This is a genomic window from Acinetobacter indicus (genome assembly GCF_009914475.1).
In the GTDB taxonomy this organism is placed as follows: Bacteria; Pseudomonadota; Gammaproteobacteria; order Pseudomonadales; family Moraxellaceae; genus Acinetobacter; species Acinetobacter indicus.
This window is the reverse complement of record NZ_CP045198.1, coordinates 1693368-1716499: the sequence shown is the minus strand read 5'-3', so window position 1 is coordinate 1716499 and position 23132 is coordinate 1693368. Positions and strand designations below refer to the sequence as shown.

Genomic DNA, 23132 nt, shown 5'->3' with positions numbered 1-23132 from the left:
TCACTTCTCCTTTTTTTATGCGCGTTACACAGTCATAACAGGTGAGATTGCTGCTTGCATGCTACAAATAGGCTATTTCTGGTATGAGCCGATGTTCGAGAGGTATAGCATGATGCAGTTGAGTCTAAAGCAGCTACGAGGATGGGGCCTGGCGATTGCGCTCTTGGGTTGCTCACAAGTGAGTACGGCTGGTCCGGCCGTTGATCAGTTGAGTGACTGTCTGGTGAAGTCGACCACGGTAACTGATAAAACCGCGGTATTACAGTGGACCTTTGTAGCGCTATCTGCACATCCGGATTTGAAACACTTGAGTCAGGTAACGCCAGAACAAAAACAGGCTTTAGATCAAAAGCTGGCAACCGTTTTGCAGCGGATACTGGTAGAGCAATGTTCTGCGCAGGCCAAAGCGGTGATTCAGGCTGAGGGCATCCAAGCGGTCGGCAGCAGTTTTCAGGAGCTGGGACAAATTACCGGTGAAGAACTTTTAAAGACGCCTGAAATTAAAAGTCAGCTGAGTGGTGTACTGCGTTATCTGGATTTAAACAAGTTGATGATGACCTTTTTGACGCCAGATGTGTGGAATAAGTTGGGGGTGATTCGGGGGGAATAATTTTACCTCTCCCTAGCCATCATCCTTTTTTGCGCTTCGTGTTAAAGCAGTACTTTAAAACTTCTTTAGGAGGGCGAGCCTCGCGTATCAAATTGATCACATGACAAAGTCTCCCTTTCTTAAAGGGAGATTTAGAGGGATTGTAGCTATCACGTTTAAAGAAAGATTTGGAAAGTAGAATACGTTCTAAGTCTTCGAGTTTAGTGATAGAAGATACTTCTTAGTTATCATGTACTTTAAATTTCCTTTATTTCATGAGAAAATATAAATATTCTATATATTTATTAAAAATCATGAATTTTTATATCATTTCAAATAGCGAGCAAGAAAATTTAAAAAAGTATCAAGCCCCATACTTTTTGTTTAGAATTGATCTTTGGAATGACTATAGTTATAGAACTCAGTTTTATGCGAGTTTTATAGATGAAAAATATAATAAACATGATTTTGGTCATATTAAGATTATTTTTGATAATGAATTAAAAGAAAAGCTGAATCCATCTGAGCATTTTAATTATGTGGATTTTATTCCTAAAGAATTTTCAAAATTAAATGAGGGTTTTTATAGTATAGGGAATTTATATTTTTATAAAAGATTAAAAGAAATTTTCCCTGTAGATCAAATAAAATTAATTCTAAATTCATTAAGCGATATAGCCGTGGATTTGAATAGATTAGATAAAGTTTTAAGTAAAGATTTGAGTGTGGTGAGAACTTCTCTATTGAGGGACTATAAAGAAGAAGAAATTAGAAATAAGCTTCATAGAATGGCAAATGGGGGAGTTGAATTAACATCATATAATTTTAGTTTTAATTATTCTTTGAACAAAGAAAAATCTAAAAAATTAGATTTCAAAGTAGTGCCTAACTCACTGCCACCTACAAATATTCATGTTGTTATCGGTGGAAATGGAGTAGGAAAGACAACTTTTTTAAATACTATCTTAAGAGAATACTTCGAAGGAAATAGTGAGTATTCAATAACATACCGTTCTAATTTAGACGTATTATTGAATTTAGTAGTAGTTTCATATAGTCCCTTTGATAGATTGTTTAAAGATATTGATCAGCATAAGATTCATTCAAAGTATTATTCTTATATAGGTTTAAGAGAAGATCCAACGGTCCATAAAACAGAAAATTATAAGAATATTACTAGTACTAACAAGGATTTTATTATTGCGCTATTAAAGTGTAAATTTTCAGAGATTCTGAGGAAAAAGTGGTTGAATTTGATAGAGATTCTTGAAATTGATGGTTATTTTGCTAATAGAAACTTATCAAAACTTATGGATGATGTTGATACATCTATTCTGAAGAAAGAGAATTTTAATATTAATAATTTAACTGCTTCTGAAGTAGAGGACATCTTAGAAAAAAACCAGAAATTGATAAAAAAATTTAATGATTTTAGTAGTGGTCATAAAATTATTTTGTTGAGTTTAACAAAGCTAGTTGTTGAAGTAATCGAGAAATCATTAGTAATTTATGATGAGCCAGAGACATATTTACATCCTCCTCTAATTTCTGCCTATATTCGTGCTTTGTCATGGTTAATGATAGATAGAAATGCAGTAGCGGTTATTGCAACACATTCTCCTGTGATTTTACAAGAAGTTCCAAAAAAATCAGTCTGGATTATTTCAAGAGAGGGTGATGAGTTTGGAGCTGATCGTCCTCCCATTGAAACATTTGGTGAAAGTGTTAGCACTTTGACTAAAGAGGTTTTTAATCTCAGAAGCAAGAAAAGTGGTTTCTATACATTACTTGAAGATATTACAAAAAAAGTCTTTGATGAACATTCAACTTTAAACTTAAGTCAGCTCTATGATTTGGTAGTTGAGAAATTTAATGGTGAAGTAGGAGATGAGGCACAAAGCATAATAATTTCACTTATTAATAAAATTAAAAAAGAGAAAGTTTAATGTTCAAGAAGCCATTACCTGATTTTACTATTCAAGACACTTATCCTGTATGTATCAACTATATTGACGATGCAGGTATTAAGCAATATATGGCTGATATGCAAGACCATGTTTATTCTCAAAGTGAAAAATATTTAGACTTAATTCATCAATCTAAATTAGAAGAATTAGATATACCAACTATATTTAATATACCTAGAGATGCTAATGGTAAAAGAAATAAAACTCATGAAAATAATTGGTTTGTAAAATTATATAAATATTATTTCAGTAAAAATGAACAAAAATATGTAGATGCTAATCAATTTTATAACCGCATAAAACTTTATGGGGTTGTTAATAATAATAGTAAAAGGTGTTGCTATTGTAATAATAACAAAATTGAGGTTGTGGATCATTTTCTACCGGAAAGTAAATATATCTTCTTAGCAGTAAATCCAATCAATTTAGTTCCTGCATGTGAAGAGTGCAATGACAATAAACTTGCTTATAGTCCTAGCAGGACAGAACCGGTTTTAGTGCACCCATATTTTGATGTTATAGATAATATTAGTTGGTTAGATGTAAAAATTGCTGAAAGAGTGGAACTTAAGGATGAAAAAAAATATATCTATGTGTTCGAATATTTCGTCAAAGACTTAGCTGAATGTCCTATAGATATTCAGCGAATTAAAAAAACTTTTGAAAAACTTAAGATTAACGACAATATCACTTTTGATGCACAAAATTTTTTTAATACAGAGTTAATTTACGATTTAAATGATCCTGAGGAGCTTGGTGAGTTAACTGATCAAGCTTTAGCTTTGCATTTTAGTAAAAGATCTCAAAAGTTGATTGTACAGGGCTATGGTGTAAATCATTGGAAAGTAGCTTTATATAAAATGTTATCTAATTTTTCAAATTTTTCATATTTTAAAGAAAACCCGCTTTAAAGCGGGTTTTTTTTCAAAACTGATTAAATTAGCCAATCAATTTCTTCATCAATTCATTCACTTGAGCAGGGTTCGCCTTACCACGTGATGCTTTCATCACCTGACCAACCAGACCGTTAAAGGCTTTCTCTTTACCAGATTTATACTCTTCAACCATCTTCTCATTGGCAGCAAGAACTTCCTTAATAATTGCTTCGATCGCGCCTGTATCAGTTTCCTGTTTCAAGCCTTTCTCAGCAATAATTTCGTCCGCAGTTTTGCCTTCTTCCCACATAAAGCCGAACACTTGTTTCGCGATCTTACCGCTGATGGTGTTATCGACAATACGTGCAATCATACCCCCAAGTTTTTCAGCAGATACAGGAGAGTCAGCCAATTCCAAGCCTGCTTTATTTAAAGCACCTGAGAACTCACCCATCACCCAGTTTGCAGCAATCTTACCTTGTGCAGCACCGCCAGCAGCATTGACTACAGCTTCGTAAAACTCTGACATTTCACGAGTAAGTGTCAGAACGTGAGCATCGTATTCAGTCACGCCAAAGTCAGCCACGAACCGCGCACGACGTGCAGCAGGAAGCTCAGGCATAGTTGCCTTAATTGCTTCGATTTGCTCGTCTGCAATAATGACAGGCAACAAATCAGGGTCAGGGAAGTAGCGGTAATCGTTCGCTTCTTCTTTAGAACGCATTGAACGCGTTTCCATCTTCACAGGGTCGAACAAACGAGTTTCTTGGTCGATGGTGCCATCCCATTCCAAGATTTCCATTTGACGTTCAATTTCAACATTGATCGCTTGTTCAATGAAACGGAATGAGTTGAGGTTTTTCAATTCACAACGTGTACCAAATGGTTGACCCGGACGACGTAAAGACACGTTACAGTCGGCACGGAAAGAACCTTCTGCCATGTTACCGTCAGAAATACCTAACCAACGCACAAGCGTATGAATCGCTTTAATGTAGGCAACTGCTTCTTCTACAGAGCGCATATCGGGTTCAGATACGATTTCTAAAAGGGGTGTGCCTGCACGGTTTAAATCAATACCTGACATACCCTCAAATTGGTCATGGATGGATTTACCTGCATCTTCCTCAAGGTGCGCACGGGTTACGCCAATGCGTTTGGTGGTGCCATCTTCAAGCTGGATGTCAATATGACCGAGGCCCACAATCGGGTTGTCCATCTGGCTAATCTGGTAGCCTTTAGGCGAGTCCGGGTAGAAGTAGTTTTTACGCGCAAATACTGACGCTTGGTCGATGTAGGCATCAATCCCCAAACCAAAGCGAATCGCCAGATCAACCACTTCTTTGTTCAGTACAGGCAGTACACCTGGCATGGCTAAATCTACAAGGCTGGCCTGAGTATTTGGATCATTACCAAACTCGGTTGATGAACCGGAGAAGATTTTAGAGTTGGTCGCAAGCTGGGTGTGAATCTCGATCCCAATGACAACTTCCCAGCCATCAATCAGGTTAGATTTTGGTTTCGCGTTATTCTTCGCCATTATGCGTTCTCCTCAGCAATTGCCGCACGTTGTGTATGCCAATTGGTGGCTTGTTGGTACTGGTGCACCACAGACAACAATTGAGATTCTGACCAGTAATTACCAATCAGCTGTAAGCCAACTGGCAGGTTGTTCTGGTCAAAACCAACAGGGGCATTAATGGCAGGCAGACCGGCCAGGTTCACCGCAAGCGTGTAAATATCACCCAGATACATTTCTACCGGGGTCAGGTCAGCACCTACTTTATAGGCGGTAGTCGGTGCAGATGGCGCAGCAATCACATCGACCTGTTCAAAGGCTTTCAGGAAGTCTTGCTGAATTAAGCGGCGAACTTTCTGCGCTTTTACATAGTAGGCATCGTAATAACCGGCAGACAGGGCATAGGTACCAATCAGGATACGGCGCTGTACCTCGGCACCAAAACCTTCTGAACGGGAGCGTTTGTACAGGTCCAGAATATCTTTTGGATCTTCACAGCGATAGCCATAACGTACGCCGTCATAACGTGACAGGTTTGAAGATGCTTCCGCTGGCGCAATCAGGTAATAGGTTGGTACATAGGCTTCAGTCATGTTGAGATCAACCTCAACCAGAATGGCACCCATCTCTGCTAATTTTTTCAGCGATTCTTCAACGCGCGCTTTTACATCTGCGGCCAGACCGGCAACATTAAAGTACTGTTTTGGAATACCAATACGTAAACCTTTTACCGATGTACCGTTCAGGTTCGCCACGTAATCATCGACATCTTTCTCGACCGACGTTGAGTCTTTGGTATCATGACCCGCCATCACGTTCATCAGATATGCACAGTCTTCCGCAGAGCGTGCCATTGGACCGCCTTGATCCAGTGATGATGCATAGGCAATCATACCGAAACGCGATACACGGCCATAAGTCGGTTTCAGACCGGTCAAGCCACAGAAAGAGGCAGGTTGACGAATCGAACCACCGGTATCGGTACCGGTCGCAAATGGCGCCAGATCAGCCGCGACCACTGCAGCCGAACCGCCTGAAGAACCACCCGGTACACGATCCAGTGCCCACGGGTTTTTGGTTGCGCCAAAGTATGAGCTTTCCGAGGTCGAACCCATTGCGAATTCGTCCATGTTCACTTTACCTAACGTGACTAAGCCAGCAGTTTTACCTTTGGCAACCACCGTAGCATCGTAAGGTGAAATAAAATTATCCAGCATTTTAGAACCAGCGGTGGTTTTAATGCCTTGGGTACAGAAAATATCTTTATGTGCAATTGGCACACCGGTCAGCACACCAGCGCCGCCAGCTTGACGCAGCGCATCGGCAGCATCGGCTTGGGCCAGCGCCTGTTCCGCAGTTACGGTGACATAGGCATTGACCTGGGCATCAATTTTTTCGATGCGTTTTAAATAATGTTCGGTCAATTCGCGAGCAGAGAATTTTGCATTGGCTAAACCCTCAGTCAGTTCACGAATGGATAAGCGATGTAAATCTGTCATGAGAAATATTCTTTACCTGAATTCAACAAAAAGATGAGCGCTGAAAAAATTATTCAATTACGCGTGGTACCAGATACAAACCGTCCTGCACGGCAGGTGCAACGGCCTGATATTCCTCACGATGGTTATCTTCAGACACCACATCTTCACGTAGCGGTTGAGGGTGGTCAAATGGGCTTTTGAGTGGCTCAACGCCATCGGTATTGATGCCTTTTAAGGTTTCCATCATGCCTAAAATTTTATTTAGACTTTGAGCATATTCAGCAGATTGCGTATCATTGAGCGACAACCGAGCAAGATTGGCGATTGCTGAAACTGTTTGTGCATTTAAATCTGCAGAATGCTGTGCATCCGATGTAGACATAACATCACCTAATCAGTATTAAAAATTTTCAAAATATCGTGCGTTATAATAAGCGATTGACTTGTCCAAAGCATCACATTTAGTTAAAGTTGCCAACTTGCGTCCACATAAAGTTTAATCGAGAACGACTCCGTGATTCTAAAACGACTAATTGGCTTGTTTTCGCCAGATCTAGCCATTGATTTAGGTACAGCAAATACACTTATTTATGCGCCAGGACGAGGCATTATATTAAATGAACCGACGGTTGTGGCAATTCGTCACAGCGGTTCACAGAAAATCGTTGCCGCAGTCGGTCTGGATGCTAAACAGATGCTGGGTCGTACACCTGCCAATATTTCTGCCATTCGTCCAATGAAAGACGGCGTCATTGCCGACTTTGAAGTGACTGAAACCATGCTGAACCAGTTCATCAGTAAAGTGCATGAAAAGCGCCTGTTTCCGCCTGCACCGCGCGTGGTGGTGTGTGTGCCATGCAAATCGACGCTGGTTGAACGTCGCGCCATTCGTGAGGCAGTGTTTAATGCCGGTGCGCGTGATGTCCGTTTAATTGAAGAACCGATGGCTGCAGCAATTGGTGCCGGTATGCCGGTTGAGCAGGCGTGTGGTTCGATGGTGGTCGATGTGGGCGGTGGTACAACTGAAATTGCGATTATTTCGCTACAAGGTTGTGTCTATGCAGATTCACTGCGTATTGGGGGCGATGTGTTTGATGAGCAGATCATCAACTATGTCCGTAAAGCGCATGGCTGTGTGATTGGTGAAACCACAGCAGAAACCATCAAGAAAGAAGTGGGCATGGCAGTTCCGGAAGAAGGTGCGAAGCCTCTGGAAATTGAAGTACGTGGCCGTAACCTGGCCGAAGGGGTGCCACGTGCCATTACCGTGACTTCTGATGAAATTACCCAGGCGATTTCTGACCCGTTACAAAATATTGTGTCCGCAGTAAAATCGGCGCTGGAACAAACACCACCAGAATTATCTTCAGATATCGCCGAGCGCGGTATTGTCCTGACCGGCGGTGGTGCCTTGCTGCGTAATCTGGACAAGCTGTTGGCCAAAGAAACCGGCTTGCCAGTGGTCGTGGCTGAAGAGCCTTTAACCTGTGTCACCCGTGGTGGTGGCAAGGTGCTGGAATTCTTTGATAATCCAAACCATGACATGTTATTTGTAGGCTAATCAAAAGGACCCGGCGGTGCAATCACATCTGTTTTCCAGACAACCGCCATCTTTTCGCTCCTTTATTATTGCGGTCATTACATGCTTGGTGGTGCTGTTTTTTAACTGGCGCATGCCGCATGTAATTCAACCGGCAAGGGATCTCTTGTACGCGGCATATAATCCGATTTATGCGCTGGCAAGTTATCCGGTGTTGTCGCGAGAATGGCTAAGTCAACAAAGTAAATCTGAAGCCCAGCTGCGTCGTGAAAATACCGCGATGCAGGCTGAGCTGCTTCAGGCACAGGTACGCCTGCAAAAACTCTCCGAACTGTCTGCCGAAAATACCCGTTTACGTGGCCTGCTCGATACGCCACTGATCATTGACGGACGCATGGAAATTGCCGAAGTGATTGGGACCGATGCCGATCCGCTACGGCATATTATTGTGATTAACCGTGGTGCCAACCGTCAGCTCAAAGTCGGGCAAACCGTGCTGGATGATCGTGGCATTATGGGCCAGATTGTTGATGTCTATCCGCATAGTAGCCGGGTAATGCTGCTGTCCGATAAAGAACATTCGCTGTCGGTACGTCTGGAACATACCGGTATGCGCGCGATTGTTTCGGGTACGGGTGATCTAGGCCGTTTAAAAATGGAATATGTGCCGACCAGTGCCAATATCAAAGTCGGTGAAAAAGTCTATAGCTCCGGACTTGGTGAACATTTCCCGGCAGGCTATCTGGTCGGAACTATTTCCAAGGTCAGCCGGCATAACTCAGGCGAGTTTGCGCAAATTGATGTGATTCCTGCTGCACAGCTGGCCGGTGGACATCATGTGGTGGTGTTATTCTCTGAATCCTTATCGCGGGAGCAGCCACATGCCAATCGCTAAACTGGGCCAGCGCAAACCCAAAGATCCTTTATTCCCGATTATCTTCTCGGTCATTATTGCCTCGGTGCTGCTGGTTTATCCCTTGTCTTATGGCTTATCGGGCTGGCGTCCGGTATTTATGATGATGGTAATGCTGTTCTGGGTCATGAGCCAGCCGACCTGGTGCGGCGTCTGGTTTGCCTTTGGCACCGGCCTGTTTGCAGATTTGCTGCTGGATGCACCGCTGGGCATGAATGCCTTAAGTTTTGTATTAATTACTTTCGTGGCGCGATTCTTGACCCGTGAACGGCGGGTGATGACTTTTGCCAATTTATGGGTGATTGCCAGTATTGCCGTTGTGGTCCATCTGGCGCTGATCTGGCTGTTACAGGTTATGGCCGGTATTGAATTTCCATTTGCCCGTCACTGGCAACCGGTGCTGTCCAGCATTCTGGTCTGGCCGGTGCTGTATTATCTGCTACGAAAATGGCGCAGCGTATAATTCTGGCCTCCAGCTCACCTAGACGCCGTGAGCTGCTTGAACAGTTGGGGCTGCAATTTGAGATTTACAGCCCGGACATCGACGAGTCTATCTTGCCAGATGAGCCAGTCGAGCAGTATGTTGAGCGGCTGGCCTGTGCCAAAGCCGATGCCGTGTTGGCACGTTTCCCTGATGCGATTGTGATTGCCGCCGATACCAGTTTGGGTGTTGATGGGCAGATTTTAGGAAAACCAGAATCCAAAGCGCATGCCTTTGCCATGTGGCAGCAGATTTCCGGTCGAAAACATGATGTATTTTCAGGTGTTTGCGTACGCACAAAAGCAGAAAAATACAGTATAGTGGTACGTACCCAGGTTGAATTTCAAGCGCTGAGCCAAGCTGACATGGAGCGTTATTGGGCCAGTGGAGAGCCGCTGGGTAAGGCGGGAGCCTATGCCATACAGGGCATTGCAGCACGTTATATCCCGCGTATTGAAGGCAGTTATAGCAACGTGGTGGGATTGCCGCTGCATGAAACCGTACAGTTATTACAGACAGTTAAGGCACTAAATTAACTGCTGCTACAAGAATTTTTATAAGGCTTTGAGTTGTATTATGTCTGACGAGTTGTTGATTAACGTCACGCCTATGGAATGTCGTGTCGCGTTAATTCAAAACGGCACGGTCAATGAATTATTTGTTGAACGTACCGCCAAACGTGGTTTAGTAGGAAATATTTATAAAGGTAAAGTGGTACGGGTGCTGCCAGGTATGCAGGCCGCCTTTGTCGATATTGGGCTGTCACGTACCGCTTTTTTACATATCAATGACATGGTCTGGCCACGCAGCCAGCCGACCCCGAATGTTTTCGAGCTGTTACAGCCGGGGCAAATCCTTACCGTGCAGGTCATGAAAGACATGCTCGGTACCAAAGGTGCGCGCCTGTCGACCGATCTGTCAATTCCTTCGCGTTATCTGGTATTGATGCCATTTGGCAGTCATATTGGCGTATCACAGCGGATTGAATCGGATGAAGAGCGTGACCGTTTACGCTCGATGATTGAACGGATTCAGAAACAGCATAAACTGCCGGGCTCGGTGATTGTCCGTACCGCCGCAGAAGGGGTGGAAGAGGCCGCCATTGCCCAGGATATGGCCTATCTGGCCAAGCTGTGGGAGCATATTCAGCGTAAACAGAAAATTATTGCGGTGCCGTCTTTAATTTTTGAAGAGCTGCCTTTGCCGCAGCGCGTGATTCGTGATCTGGCCAATGAAGAAACTGCCAAAATCTATGTCGATTCACGTGAAATTTATGCCAAGCTGAAAGACTTTGTCGATGAGTTTGTGCCGAATATGCAAAACCGCTTGTTGCATTATCCGGGCGAACGGCCGCTGTTCGATTTATACAATGTCGAAGAAGATATCCAGAAGGCGCTTCAAACCCGCGTGGCGCTGAAATCGGGTGGCTATCTGATGATTGATCAGACCGAAGCCATGACCACCATTGATATCAATACCGGTTCTTATGTCGGCGGGCGTAGTCTGGAAGACACGGTCTTTAAAACTAATATGGAAGCCACACAGGTGATTGCACGTCAGTTGCGACTGCGTAATCTGGGCGGGATTATCATCATTGATTTTATTGACATGCAGGAAGCACAGCATCGTGAAGAAGTGATGGGCCAGTTCGAGAAAATGCTGGAACGCGATCATGCTAAAACCAAAATTACCCAGGTGTCTGAACTGGGTCTGGTGGAAATGACCCGTAAGCGTACCCGTGAATCTCTGGAACATTTGCTGTGTGAGTCTTGTCCAACCTGTCAGGGCCGCGGTTATGTGAAAACAGCCGAGTCAGTGTGTTACGAGATTTTTCGAGAAATTATGCGCTATGCACGTGCCTTTGAATCTCAGCGTGGCTTTACTGTCGTTGCCCATCCATCGGTGATTGACCGGCTGTTAACCGCAGAAGCACCAGCCGTCGCGGATCTGGAGCATTTCGTGAATCGTGTCATAAAATTCCAGGTTGAAAATTTATACACGCAAGAGCAATACGATATCATTTTAAGCTGAAATTGTAACAGGATATCGTTAAACAGTTGTTACATCTGAAATTTTACTTTTTTAGGTAGATTCACAATACTAAGCATACACCAGAGCCAAAGCCGTAATCTCCCTTACGGTTTCAGCAAAATGAGGTCTATCATGGGTATGAGCGAAGTCGTGATTAATAAAAGTCTTAAAGTTTTAGAACCAAAAACTGTACACAGTGCGGCGTATATCGTAGATGAGCAAGGTAAAGAAGTACAAATTACTACCGCCATGATTCGCACCGTCTGTCAGCAATTATTAAAACAATGTCGAACCATTAAAAGTTAAGGGGCCTTTTGAAAGCCCCTTAATTTTTTCTCTTATCATTATATCTCTTTCATAAATCAAAAAACGATCTTCTTTTTGGTTGATATTTGCACTCCAGATTTCTTGGCATTCATGCATAATCTGCGGATGAAATACATCGATTCAAACAAGCTTTCTGATCCTCAGTTCAAGCGATACACGGGCATCTCATGGTCAACCTTTGATTTAATGGTTGAGCAATTGAAGAAACATGTCCCTGCCAAAGGCAGACCGCCCAAGTTAAGCCTGGAAGACCAGGTTCTGCTCTGTCTAAGCTATTGGCGTGAATACCGAACATTGTTCCATGTCGCAACAAGTTATGGCGTGTCAGAGCCCACAGCCTCAAGAATTGTCCGTCATGTTGAAGACTGCCTGATTCGGTCCAATCTCTTTAATTTATCCAAAGATTTACCCGAGGGCGAAGGCATCGATTGGAATGTTGTGATCGTGGATGCCACAGAAATTCCAATCCAAAGGCCTAAAAAAACAGAAGAAAAGCTATAGCGGCAAGAAAAAGACCCACACCTTCAAAGTACAGGCCATCATTCATTATCAAACTCAAAAAATCCTGAGTTTATGTACGAGTCGTGGTGCCGTACATGATTTCGAACTCTTCAAACGTAACTTGAATCAGATTCCTGCAGGTGCATTTATCCTTGCGGATAAGGGTTATCAGGGAATTTATACAGTGTATCCAAATAGCTTGTTGCCATTAAAAGCAAAGAAGCGCTGTAAACTGGATTCCGAACTAAAAATCTATAATCAGGAAATCAATAAAAGAAGAATTGGAATTGAGCATGTATTTGGCAGTTTGAAAACCTTCAAAATTCTTGCTGAGCGATATCGCAATCGAGGCAAAAGACTAGCATTAAGATTCAATCTAATTGCTGGAATTTATAACTTGGAGCTGAGTAAAAAATGACTTATGAAAGAAATCTATTACAATTTTAAAAAAGAGATTCATACTTTTCGTCTGAATCTCGATATTCTTCCGGCCTGGGCCGAGTCTTTCAACTGACTTTTTGTTCCACCTCGTCCAAGGTCACATCTACCGTTTCAATAATCCGTTCAAAACGCTGAATTTCATCTTCCAGATGCTGTAACAGGTTCTGCATTTTTGGCAGGGCATTGCGACAGGCCGTTAAACCGACTTCCAGCTTGTCCTGATAACTAGTCATGGTGATATTCAGCGCTTGACCATCCAGCACAATTGAAGCCGGATACAGTGCTTCGAGTTTGGCACCATTCCAGTACAGCGCTTCACGCGGTCCCGGTACATTGGAAATGACCAGGTTAAAGGCCTGACGTTTTGGCATTAAACCAGACACAATGTTTAGGCCGGCGGCGCTATAAACAAAGGCGCTATAGTTCAGAATCTGGTTGGCATTCATGCGTTTAAAGCGTTCTTTGGCATTTAGTACGCTGCGACGAATAATGCTGAGACGTTCCAGTGGATTGTCCTTGTGCGTCGCCAGATTGGCCAGAATCATGGTAATCCGGTTGGATACATCAGAATCATCGCTCCGGACTGACGCGGGTACCATGGCAATTAGTGGTTTTCTTGGCAGGGCATTCTGGCTGAGTAAATATTCACGTAAGGCACCTGAACAGATGGCCAGCACAATGTCATTAATCGTCACGCCCAGGGCCTTGGCAATTTTATGCAGACGGGCAAACTCATAGGACTGTGCAGCAAAGCGGCGTGAAGAACTGACGCGCTGATTCAGAATTGAACTTGGCGCCTGGAAGCTGGATACATAATCCGGATTACGGCCCATATCTTTCATTACGGTTTGTGATAACTCGTACATGACTCGCGGTGTGGCTTCCAGCTGGCTTTTCAGGCCTGCTGCAATATTTTTAAAGCGGCTGGCTTTTGGCTCTTTCAGGCGTTTGGCGCGGCGGCCTTCTACACACCAAGGCGGTACAATACTTTTGGCATCTGGATCGTGTGAGAGCGATTTTTCCAGTAAGCGCATGCCGGCAATGCCATCAACCATGGCATGATGGATTTTGAAGTACATAGCAAAGCGGTTGCCTTCAATGCCTTCAATAATATGACAGGTCCACAGCGGTTTGGCGCGGTCAATCAGCGCGCTGTGTTCTTGAGAAATATAGGTCAGTAATTCACGAATTCGTCCCGGATGAGGCAGGGCGATATGACGGAAATGGTGGTCCAGATCAAATTCAGGATCTTCATCCCAGAATAGTCCATTTAATTTATTATTAAATGGTGGAATCGGCATCGATTGAGAATTACGGATGTCTTCGACCAGATCTTGAATAAAGGTTTCAGGTGCATTCTCTGGAATCTGAAATAGGAATAACCCCCCAACATGCATCGGTTGCTGGCGTTTTTCTAAAGACAGAAAGATAAAATCAATCGGATGTAATGGACGCATAGCGTTAATTGCCTCACTGCAATATGACCGACCCTCATTGGAACGGCTTTTTAGAATTATAGGTGAACTGACTTAGTATATAGTGTTTATCATATAAACGCGGAACTTTGTTTATTCTGTTGCGTAAAAAAATAAACCACTGCTGGGCAGTGGTCTAGCGTATTTATTTTTTCAGATTTCCGGCGTGAAGTCCACATTCTTTATGGGTTGCATCTTCCCACCACCAGCGGCCTTCGCGTTCATGCTGGTTTGGTAACACCGCACGGGTACACGGTTCACAGCCAATCGAAATAAAACCTTTTTCATGTAATGGATTATATGGAATTTCCATTAAACGGATGTAATTCCAGACATCACTGCTGGACCAGTTGGCCAGCGGATTGTACTTGATGAGCTGTTTGCCAGGACCAGAAAAACCCGGGTCAGCCTGAACCACTGGAATTTCATTGCGCGTGCCCGGACTCTGGTCTTTACGCTGACCGGTAATCCAGCCATCTAGCGTGGCCAGCTTTTTACGCAGCGGCTGAACTTTACGGATGCCGCAGCATTCCTGATGACCATTGGCGTAGAAACTGAACAGGCCTTTTTCATTAACCAGTTGCTGAATCGCTTCAGTTTCGGGGAAACAGATTTCAATTGGAATATTATAGTGCTTGCGAACGGTTTCAATAAATTGATAGGTTTCGCCATGCAAACGGCCGGTATCCAGGCTAAAGACACGAAAAGGCAGACCCAGATTGGCCGCCATATCAATCAGCACCACATCTTCAGCGCCTGAAAAGGAAATCGCAATTTCACCTGGCTGGCTGAGTGCCAGTTTTAGAATTTCACTTGGAGATTTATCTGCATATTCGGCGGCAAGCGCGTCAACGAGATCAATAGTGGGAATGGTAGTCATAATATTCCTGGCTATAGGCTTGGAGATGACAAAACCTATATTAATTTATTTCGGCTGTATTTTAATAGAAATGCCAAAACCGACTTATCACTAAAAAATCAATGCTTATGAAAAAAATAGATTTAAAAAAGAACAAGTCAAAAGCACGATCTTGGTCTATGATAGAGCAAATTTTTTTTCAATGACAGATATGGGGAGCATTCATGGAAGTTGTATGTCTTGATCTTGAAGGTGTGTTGGTTCCAGAAATTTGGATTAACTTTGCAAAAAAAACTGGGATTAAAGAGCTAGAAGCGACAACCCGTGATATTCCTGACTATGATGTATTAATGACACAGCGTTTGAATATCTTAAAACAGCATGGTTTGGGTTTAAATGATATTCAGGAAGTGATTGCCGATATGGGTCCTTTTCCGGGTGCTAAAGAATTTGTGGAATGGTTGCGTACCCATTTCCAGCTGATTATTCTATCTGATACATTCTACGAGTTTGCCCATCCGCTAATGAAGCAACTGGGCTGGCCAACCATTTTCTGCCATAAACTGGAAACTGATGAAAATGGCATGATCACCGCGTACAAGCTGCGTCAACCTGACCAGAAGCGTCAGGCGGTAAAAGCATTACATGGTTTGAATTTCCGTGTGATTGCCGCAGGCGATTCTTATAATGACACCACCATGCTTGGCGAAGCCGATGCCGGTTTCCTGTTTGATGCACCTGAAAATGTGATTGCAGAATTTCCACAGTTCCCGGCCATTCATGGCTATGAAGCGCTAAAAGAAGCGATCCGTAAAGCTTCTGTGCGTGATATTCCAGCTTAATCTGAAGTTGAATATAACAAAGGGCATCATTTGATGCCCTTTGTTATACTTGGTTTTGAAAATTTAGAAGCGGTAGCCAATTTTTAAGCCATAACCTAATGCGTAGTTATCGGTAAATTCACCCACGATATTGCCACCCGTTTGAGCATGAGCATCACCTAACCAAAAATATTTTACGCCAGCTTGAATAAAATAGTTTTCTGCTGGGCTATATTGACCACCTAAGCCAACAGTCCAATAACCTTCTGTTGGACCTAAAGTGGTGACAGGGTTACCCGCACCAGAGTCATAACCTACAGAAGCAGAACCAGACCAATGACTGTTAAACTTGCGACCCACGCCTACGGTTGCAGACCATTGATCATCTGAATAGTCAATAAGGTTATTGCCAGAAGCTGCATTTAAAAACTTTGGTGTGACCGCAAATTGATCCCAATGTGCCCAACGGATATTGGCAAAAGCTAAAGTGTTGGCTGCAACACCTGTTTGAAAATCAATGTTTACTGATTGCGGAGTTACAACTTCAGTGAGTGCATTTGGTCGTTGAATTGCACCAAACCCAAAAGTTTCAGTAGTATCAAGTTCATGTTTGATTTCTGAACGATAGGTAACCGCAGTTTTTAACGCGATTTCAGGAATTTGATAAGCAAAACCAGCAAGCCAACCGTATGCTTCATCTTCTTTTAAATTAATGTCGTAGCTGCCAAGTTTAGTAGCACCACCGTATGCAAATCCACGTAAAGATACTGTACCTTGTACGGTTTGATAAACAGGACCTGCGTAGAAATTCCAGTTTTCTGTAGGTTGGTAACCAATTAAAGCCGTGAGATTGTGTGTTTTCACTTCAACTTTGGTGCTTTCTCCATTAAACCCAAATGAGTCTGTGTTTGGAGCATAAATTGCATCTGCGCCAAATGGTTGATCGTATAAAAGACCGAGAGAGATTTTATCAGTGGCTTGTACTTTAATTGCTGCAGAAGGGAAGTAGTAATCTTCTGCCATATCGTTGATTTTTTCATCTGTGAGGTCAATATTTAATGCCTCATTTTTTATTGTAGATTGTCCTTTAACCGTTGGATCTAAAATAGAAATACCTGCTTCTGCATAATTACCCGGTTGTAAAAATGCAGCAATAGATTGACCAGAACGGTCTAAACCAGCAGCAAGCGCAGGTGTAAGTGGGAGAGTGCTAAGTAAAATAGCCGAATAAATTTTATTGAGCTTCATGGTCGTTCCCTGATGCTTTATGTAACAAAAAGTGCAGGAAAAGTAACATATTTGAAAAAAGAGTAAATGCTCAACTTCGCAGAATAAATGAACTGAATAAGTTATAAATAGCAGTTGATTAGAGTAAAAGTACTATTTTTAGATCTTAAGTAATTGAATTTTATTAAATAATTTTTTTAGGGTAATGTTTGGGTAAATACGAGTTTAATTGCTTTAAATTTAAACATTTGGTTAACACTTGTATAAAAACTAGAGGTTTTTAGTGCAAAAAAACCACCCCGAAGGGTGGCTCTATTGAAAAATATTGAAATTAGAAGCGGTAACCGATTTTTAAGCCGTAGCCCCAAGCATCGTTATCTTCAAACTCGCCTACATTCGGGTTAGCTACAGTGAGGGCTGTTGCATCACCTAACCAGAAGTATTTAACACCACCCGCAATGAAGTAGTTTGGAGCCGGTGAATATTGAACACCTAGACCTACGTTCCAGTAGCCTTCAGTTGGACCAAGAGTAGTTACAGGATTGTCTACACCAGAGTCCCAACCTACAGAGACATTGCCTGCCCACTTGTCGGTAAGTTTACGGCCTACACCAACCGTAGCTGACCATTGCTCTTCATTATATTCAACGAGGTTGCCACCTTTTAAACTTGCTAGTGCAGGTTATAATGGAGGTGGAGCCATTGGTGAAGCTGCAGCTAAACCATCTAGAGTTTTACCAAAAGCGGGTGGGCGAATACTGAAGTCAGACCAATCTACCCAACGTACGTTAGCAAAAGCAACAGTATCTGCCATAATTCCTGTTTGAAAATCTAAATTAACAGACTGTGGAGTTGTTACCTTGGTATTTCCTGTTGGTGTAAGAGGCATTGCTGGCTGAAGCACCATCCCACCTATACCTAGTTGGGGTGTTGCTTCTGTAGTTGCTAACTCATGCTCAATCTCAGAGCGATAAGTTAAAGAAGCTTTAAGTGCAATTTCTGGAATTTGGAAAGCTAGACCTGCTAACCAACCAATTTCGCTGTCTTTTTTCATGGTGACATCGTAACCATGTAATAGACTATATGCTGCACCACGTAATGCAGCATTACCTTTAGCTGTTTGATAAACTGGACCCGCATAAATATTCCAGTTTTCAGTTGGTTGGAAACCAAATAAGAAGCTTAGATTTTCAGTTGTTACTTCCGCACGAGTACCGTCACTTCCTGTCGGATTAAATGCTGCTGATTGAGCGGTATATTCAGCTTCTGCACCGAATGGCTGGTCATAAATAACACCAAAAGAGAAGTTATCTGTGAGCTGAAGTTTTAATGCAGCTGATGGAAAGTAGTAATCACTTGCCATATCACCTGTTGGCTGTGAAGGAATCTGTTGACCTGTAAGCGTCGTCATAGGCGTGCTTTGACCAGATACAGAAGGATCTAATACAGATAGTCCTGCTTCAAAATAGTTGCCTGGTTGCAAAAAAGATGCAATAGATTGGCCAGAACGATCCATTGCTGCGGCAAAAGCACCCGTCATTGGTACTGTCGCCAAAATCATTGCTGCGCTAAGCGTTTTTAATTTCATTCTTCATTTTCCCTTGATGCACAAAGTTTTAACAAAATTTTCTGATGCTTGTTTGTTTGTTGACTCTGGAGAGATCAGTGTTTTATCACTGAAATCCTTTGTTACTCCATGTGACAAAAATAGCACAATTAAAATAAGAGTAAATGCTCTACATGAACTATTGAGTATAAAATCCAACCTCATTAGAGCTTAAACTCTAAATTAATCTTATTTTTTTATTGTTATTTATTGATAAATAATAAAAAAATTATAAAAAGAGATGTTTTTTTAATATTTTCAACTGATTTAAATTTGATCAATTTTAATGGCTGAAAATTTGATGCTTATTTCTTTGAAACTATAATTTTTGAGATTTAATTCAAAATTTTAGAAACCGGCGTGCTCTTAAAAATCAGGTGATTAGTGGGTTAAAAACAGAAGCAGCTATGTGGCTGCTCCTGATCTGTGGAATTTAAGCTGCATCTAGTCCTGTTGTGATTAGCTTAGCCCCTGTAGCAGCCTGAATTTGTGCAACAGTCACATCTTTGGCCAGTTCTACGAGCTTTAAGCCCTGTTCAGTCACATCAATCACGCCGAGATCACTAATAATCCGGTTGACGACGCCTTGACCGGTCAGGGGTAGACTACATTCGGAAAGTAGTTTTGGGCTGCCATCTTTGGCACAGTGTTCCATGAGCACCACGACTTTCTGTACCCCAACCACCAGATCCATGGCGCCGCCCATGCCTTTGACTTTTTTACCTGGAATCATCCAGTTAGCCAGATCGCCACGTTCCGACACCTCCATGGCACCTAAAATGGCAATATTGACATGCCCGCCACGAATCATAGCGAAGGACTCTGCGCTCGAGAAAAATGATGCACCCGCTTGTGCGGTTACAGTCTGTTTCCCGGCATTAATTAGATCGGGATCAACCGTGTCCTGAGTCGGAAACTCACCAATGCCCAGCAGGCCATTTTCAGACTGTAGCCAGACGTTGATATGTTCTGGAATATAGTTAGCAACCAGGGTGGGCAGGCCAATCCCTAAATTAACATAAAAGCCATCTTGCAGCTCAAGCGCAGCACGCTGGGCCATTTCATTTCGCGTCCATGCCATGGTTTAAGCCTCCGCCTTTAAGGTCATCTGTTCAATCCGTTTTTCGGGTGTGCTGTTCAGTACCACACGGTTGATATAAATTCCAGGCAGATGGATCTCGTCCGGGTCCAGCTCGCCGATTTCCACAATCTGCTCGACTTCCGCAATGGTAAATTTGCCGGCCATGGCACATTCAGGATTAAAGTTACGGGCAGTTTTGCGGAATATTAAATTTCCGGCTTTATCTGCCTTGTAAGCTTTAATTAATGCAACATCGGCAGTTAAGGCGTGTTCCAGAATATAGGATTTTCCTTCAAATTCACGAACTTCTTTGCCTTCGGCAATCAGCGTGCCGACCCCGGTTTGTGTATAAAATGCCGGAATCCCCGCACCGCCAGCACGTAATTTTTCTGCCAGTGTGCCTTGAGGGGTTAGTTCCACTTCCAGTTCACCACTTAAATACTGGCGTTCAAATTCCTTATTTTCACCAACATAGGAGGAGACCATCTTTTTAATCTGTTTGGTCTGTAGCAGTTTGCCCAAACCAAAATCATCGACCCCAGCATTGTTGGAAATACAGGTCAGTCCAGTCACTCCGGTATTTTTTAGCGCTTCAATTAAGGCTTCAGGAATGCCACAGAGGCCAAAACCACCTACCGCGAGCGTTTGATGATCGGCCACCACATCGGCCAACGCCAGCTCAGCAGTTGCTACTACTTTATTCATCTGTTTTAACCTGCTTGTTTAGCTGTCGACTTTGGCACTGCCAGCGTTGTTGTCTAACTCGGAGGCATGCAGGAAATGGGTATGATGCGGCGCGCGTTTGGTTTTGCTCCATTGCTCCAGCATTTCATGCTTCATGTCTTCGGTAATCAGGGCGATTTTTTCTGGCGCAGCTTCATCATCGTAGGCCAGTTCCAGACGATGGCCATTCGGATCAAAAAAGTAAATTGAATGGAAAATGCCATGATTGGTCACGCCTAAAACCTCGACACCATTGGCTTCCAGATGCGCTTTGGCTTCGAGCAGTGCAGCGCGGTCTTTGACTTTCAGGGCAATATGCTGCACCCATTTCGGGGTGTTTTCATCACGGCCCATTTCTGGCTGGGTCGGCAGTTCAAAAAAGGCCAGTACATTGCCATTGCCGGCATCCAGGAATAAATGCATGTATGGGTCAAAGGCTTTGGTCGACGGTACATAGTCTTCGGCAAAAGCCAGAATAAAGTCCATATTCAGGTTTTTTTTGTACCACTCGACGGTTTCTTTGGCATCTTTACAGCGATAGGCAACGTGGTGAATTTTTTCAATTTGAATGGTCATGGTTCAATATCCTTATTGATGAATCTTAAGCGGCATCTGCCTGTGCTTCGGGTGCGGCCTGTTGAAATGAAGGCAGAGTGAAACAATGGCTATAAATCGCGGCAATTTTTGGAAAGTCGGTTAAATCGACATGAAAGCGCTGGGCGTTATAGACCTGTGGAATCAGGCAGCAGTCTGCAAAAGTGGGCTGATCGCCAAAACAGAAACGGCCTTTGGAATCGGTCAATTGTGCCTCCAGACTCTGAAAGCCCAAAGTCACCCAATGCTGATACCATGCCGTTTTCTGTTCATCGCTGAGTTGTAGCGTGCCGCTTAAATATTGCAGCACGCGCAGGTTATTAATCGGATGAATATCGCAGGCAATGCTCTGGCAAAAGGCGCGGATTTTGGCGCGTTGCTGTAGATCGGCCGGTAACAGGGCTGGCTGCGGATATTTTTCTTGCAGATATTCCAGAATGCTCAGCGACTGGCTCAGCTGAAAATCATCCTCCACCCAGGCCGGAATCAGGCCGCTTGGGTTGATTTGACGATAGGCAGGCTGATGCTGTTCGCCGCCATTGTTTAGCAAATGTACCGGAATAATCTCAGCTTTTAAGCCCTTCAGGTTCAGCGCAATCCGCACCCGGTAAGCAGCTGAACTGCGAAAATAACTATACAGTTTCATGGGCAGCATCCTGCGCTTCATCTGTGGCAAAGTTAAATTGCACTGCAGGCAAGACGGTGCCGCTGACTTCACCAAAGCCAATGCGCAGGCCATCTTTTTCACAGTAGCCTTTCATGATTAGCGTGTCGCCATCTTCTAGGAAACCACGCTGTTGACCGTTGGCCAAAGTTAACGGTTTGCTGGTGTTCCAGGTCAGTTCCAGCAAGGAGCCATAAGAATCCGGCGTTGGACCAGAAATGGTGCCGGAACCCATTAAATCGCCAACCTGAACATTACAGCCTGAAACAGTGTGATGGGTCAGTTGCTGTGCCATCGACCAGTACATATATTTAAAGTTGGTCTGGCAGATCACATCGCTCTGTTCCGATTGTGCGGCTTTGAGCTCAACCGACAAATGGATGTCATAGCTGTTATCGACCTGTTCTTCACGTAAATAGGCCAGGGGACGTGGCTCTTGCACCGGGGTACGGGTTTTAAACGGTTCCAGCGCCTCCATGGTCACAATCCATGGTGAAATGGATGAAGCAAAGGTCTTGGCATTAAACGGCCCTAAAGGCACATATTCCCATTGCTGGATATCACGTGCTGACCAGTCATTGAACAGCACCATGCCAAAAATATGCTCCCAAGCATTCTCAATTGAGATTGGTTCACCCAGTTTGTTGGGTTTGCCAACAATAAAGCCGGTTTCCAGTTCAAAATCGAGTTTACGGCAAGCCGAGAAAATTGGACGTTCGGCATTTGGTAACTTGATCTGGCCAGATGGGCGTACCACCGGTGTACCACTCACCACCACAGAACTGGCGCGGCCATTATAACCGACCGGTAATTCTGACCAGTTCGGTAATAGCGCATTTTTTGGATCGCGGAACATGCAGCCGACATTGGTGGCATGTTCTTTAGATGAATAGAAATCGGTATAGCCCGGAATATGTACCGGCAGATGCATATGCACTTCTGCCTGAGCGAAGAAAGCCTGTGCACGTAAACTGTCATTGTCACGTAATGTCGGGTTGTCGGCAGACAGCAGGCTTTGTAATTCCTGACGGATTTTGCGCCAGTTGTGTTGACCCGATTCAATAAATTTATTCAAGGTCGGCTGATTAAAATAACTTTCGCCGGCCTGAATGCTGAGAAAACCGTTCGCTTCCAGCATGGCCAAATCCACCACCCATTCACCTAAGGCTACACCAATACGGCGATGGCCCGTTGGGCTTTCGCTAAATACGCCATACGGCAGGTTCTGAATCGGGAAATCTGAATGTGCTGCAACGTCTACAAATGCTTGCTGAGTCATATGGGGTTCCTGCATATCTCGATGAAAACGGTCCAGTGTTTTCGATCTGGGGAGTGATCTGGATCACTTGATTTTTGTCATAAATCTCATCATACTCATTTTTATTAATTACGCAATGGTTAATTAAATTATGAATAT

At 43.5% G+C, this 23132-nt stretch carries 23 protein-coding genes and 1 pseudogene; 12 read left to right on the top strand and 12 right to left on the bottom strand.

The features are described from left to right. Nucleotides 1–109 precede the first annotated feature (109 nt). The 3 genes from GA693_RS08590 to GA693_RS08580 all read left to right on the top strand — a co-directional run bounded on the left by GA693_RS08590 (nt 110) and on the right by GA693_RS08580 (nt 3467). Complete coding sequence (locus tag GA693_RS08590; RefSeq protein ID WP_160241070.1) at nt 110–610, top strand: hypothetical protein; 501 nt, start codon at nt 110–112, stop codon at nt 608–610. A gap of 293 nt (nt 611–903) precedes the next feature. After that, a complete protein-coding gene (locus GA693_RS08585; RefSeq protein WP_160241071.1) occupies nt 904–2535 on the top strand; it encodes an AAA family ATPase in 1632 nt (543 codons plus the stop codon). Beyond that, nucleotides 2535–3467 (top strand): HNH endonuclease, encoded by a 933-nt coding sequence (locus tag GA693_RS08580; RefSeq protein WP_160241072.1) that lies wholly within the window; start codon nt 2535–2537, stop codon nt 3465–3467. Before GA693_RS08585 ends, GA693_RS08580 begins: the two co-directional genes overlap by 1 nt. Nucleotides 3468–3495: 28 nt before the next feature. Here the strand turns inward: GA693_RS08580 and gatB are convergent, their stop codons facing one another. Genes gatB through gatC form a run of 3 tightly spaced genes read right to left on the bottom strand, consistent with a single transcriptional unit; the run spans nt 3496 to nt 6813 of the window. Next, nucleotides 3496–4971 (bottom strand): Asp-tRNA(Asn)/Glu-tRNA(Gln) amidotransferase subunit GatB, encoded by a 1476-nt coding sequence (gene gatB / locus GA693_RS08575; protein WP_160241073.1) that lies wholly within the window; start codon nt 4969–4971, stop codon nt 3496–3498. Then, nucleotides 4971–6449: an Asp-tRNA(Asn)/Glu-tRNA(Gln) amidotransferase subunit GatA gene (gene gatA, locus GA693_RS08570; RefSeq protein WP_160241074.1), complete on the bottom strand. Its 1479-nt coding sequence runs from the start codon at nt 6447–6449 to the stop codon at nt 4971–4973. Before gatA ends, gatB begins: the two co-directional genes overlap by 1 nt. 49 nt (nt 6450–6498) lie before the next feature. Beyond that, nucleotides 6499–6813, bottom strand: a complete 315-nt coding sequence (gene gatC / locus GA693_RS08565) for an Asp-tRNA(Asn)/Glu-tRNA(Gln) amidotransferase subunit GatC (RefSeq protein ID WP_045796270.1) — start codon at nt 6811–6813, stop codon at nt 6499–6501. Between the two features lie 132 nt (nt 6814–6945). Here gatC and GA693_RS08560 point away from each other — a divergent pair, with 132 nt between their 5' ends. The 8 genes from GA693_RS08560 to GA693_RS08525 all read left to right on the top strand — a co-directional run bounded on the left by GA693_RS08560 (nt 6946) and on the right by GA693_RS08525 (nt 12642). Next, nucleotides 6946–7992 carry a rod shape-determining protein gene (locus GA693_RS08560; RefSeq protein ID WP_005179708.1) on the top strand — a complete coding sequence of 349 codons (1047 nt, stop codon included), beginning with the start codon at nt 6946–6948 and terminating at the stop codon, nt 7990–7992. 16 nt (nt 7993–8008) lie between these two features. After that, nucleotides 8009–8866, top strand: a complete 858-nt coding sequence (gene mreC / locus GA693_RS08555) for a rod shape-determining protein MreC (RefSeq protein WP_005179707.1) — start codon at nt 8009–8011, stop codon at nt 8864–8866. Next, a complete protein-coding gene (mreD, locus tag GA693_RS08550; protein WP_160241075.1) occupies nt 8853–9347 on the top strand; it encodes a rod shape-determining protein MreD in 495 nt (164 codons plus the stop codon). The genes mreC and mreD overlap by 14 nt, the downstream gene beginning before the upstream one ends. Continuing rightward, on the top strand, nt 9332–9901 hold the full coding sequence (locus GA693_RS08545; RefSeq protein ID WP_160241076.1) for a Maf family nucleotide pyrophosphatase: 570 nt from the start codon (nt 9332–9334) through the stop codon (nt 9899–9901). Before mreD ends, GA693_RS08545 begins: the two co-directional genes overlap by 16 nt. Nucleotides 9902–9941: 40 nt before the next feature. Then, complete coding sequence (gene rng, locus GA693_RS08540) at nt 9942–11396, top strand: ribonuclease G (RefSeq protein ID WP_075168139.1); 1455 nt, start codon at nt 9942–9944, stop codon at nt 11394–11396. A gap of 132 nt (nt 11397–11528) precedes the next feature. Then, nucleotides 11529–11702, top strand: coding sequence for a PA1571 family protein (locus GA693_RS08535; RefSeq protein WP_005179698.1), 174 nt, complete (start codon nt 11529–11531; stop codon nt 11700–11702). Nucleotides 11703–11828: 126 nt separating this feature from the next. Beyond that, nucleotides 11829–12224, top strand: coding sequence for a transposase family protein (locus tag GA693_RS08530; protein WP_075166718.1), 396 nt, complete (start codon nt 11829–11831; stop codon nt 12222–12224). Beyond that, on the top strand, nt 12172–12642 hold the full coding sequence (locus GA693_RS08525) for a transposase family protein (protein WP_104470204.1): 471 nt from the start codon (nt 12172–12174) through the stop codon (nt 12640–12642). Before GA693_RS08530 ends, GA693_RS08525 begins: the two co-directional genes overlap by 53 nt. 88 nt (nt 12643–12730) lie before the next feature. On the opposite strand, the gene GA693_RS08520 is transcribed toward GA693_RS08525, so the two are convergent. Then, nucleotides 12731–14122 (bottom strand): WS/DGAT/MGAT family O-acyltransferase, encoded by a 1392-nt coding sequence (locus GA693_RS08520; RefSeq protein ID WP_005179696.1) that lies wholly within the window; start codon nt 14120–14122, stop codon nt 12731–12733. Between the two features lie 163 nt (nt 14123–14285). Further along, nucleotides 14286–15020: a phosphoadenylyl-sulfate reductase gene (locus tag GA693_RS08515; RefSeq protein WP_160241077.1), complete on the bottom strand. Its 735-nt coding sequence runs from the start codon at nt 15018–15020 to the stop codon at nt 14286–14288. Nucleotides 15021–15223: 203 nt separating this feature from the next. Here GA693_RS08515 and thrH point away from each other — a divergent pair, with 203 nt between their 5' ends. Beyond that, a complete protein-coding gene (gene thrH, locus GA693_RS08510; protein WP_075168141.1) occupies nt 15224–15841 on the top strand; it encodes a bifunctional phosphoserine phosphatase/homoserine phosphotransferase ThrH in 618 nt (205 codons plus the stop codon). 63 nt (nt 15842–15904) lie between these two features. Here the strand turns inward: thrH and GA693_RS08505 are convergent, their stop codons facing one another. The 7 genes and pseudogenes from GA693_RS08505 to fahA all read right to left on the bottom strand — a co-directional run bounded on the left by GA693_RS08505 (nt 15905) and on the right by fahA (nt 22994). Beyond that, nucleotides 15905–17068 (bottom strand): OmpP1/FadL family transporter, encoded by a 1164-nt coding sequence (locus GA693_RS08505; RefSeq protein WP_160241078.1) that lies wholly within the window; start codon nt 17066–17068, stop codon nt 15905–15907. Between the two features lie 310 nt (nt 17069–17378). Further along, nucleotides 17379–18635, bottom strand: a pseudogene (locus tag GA693_RS08500) (OmpP1/FadL family transporter). 451 nt (nt 18636–19086) lie between these two features. Next, nucleotides 19087–19734: a 3-oxoacid CoA-transferase subunit B gene (locus tag GA693_RS08495; RefSeq protein ID WP_160241080.1), complete on the bottom strand. Its 648-nt coding sequence runs from the start codon at nt 19732–19734 to the stop codon at nt 19087–19089. A 3-nt stretch (nt 19735–19737) separates the two neighbouring features. Beyond that, entirely contained in the window at nt 19738–20439 is a 702-nt protein-coding gene (locus tag GA693_RS08490; RefSeq protein ID WP_104489353.1) for a CoA transferase subunit A, read from the bottom strand. An 18-nt stretch (nt 20440–20457) separates the two neighbouring features. Then, nucleotides 20458–21033 (bottom strand): VOC family protein, encoded by a 576-nt coding sequence (locus GA693_RS08485; protein WP_005179677.1) that lies wholly within the window; start codon nt 21031–21033, stop codon nt 20458–20460. Between the two features lie 25 nt (nt 21034–21058). Beyond that, nucleotides 21059–21697 carry a maleylacetoacetate isomerase gene (gene maiA / locus GA693_RS08480; protein WP_160241081.1) on the bottom strand — a complete coding sequence of 213 codons (639 nt, stop codon included), beginning with the start codon at nt 21695–21697 and terminating at the stop codon, nt 21059–21061. Further along, on the bottom strand, nt 21684–22994 hold the full coding sequence (gene fahA, locus GA693_RS08475; RefSeq protein ID WP_005179674.1) for a fumarylacetoacetase: 1311 nt from the start codon (nt 22992–22994) through the stop codon (nt 21684–21686). The genes maiA and fahA overlap by 14 nt, the downstream gene beginning before the upstream one ends. Between the last annotated feature and the right edge of the window lie 138 nt (nt 22995–23132).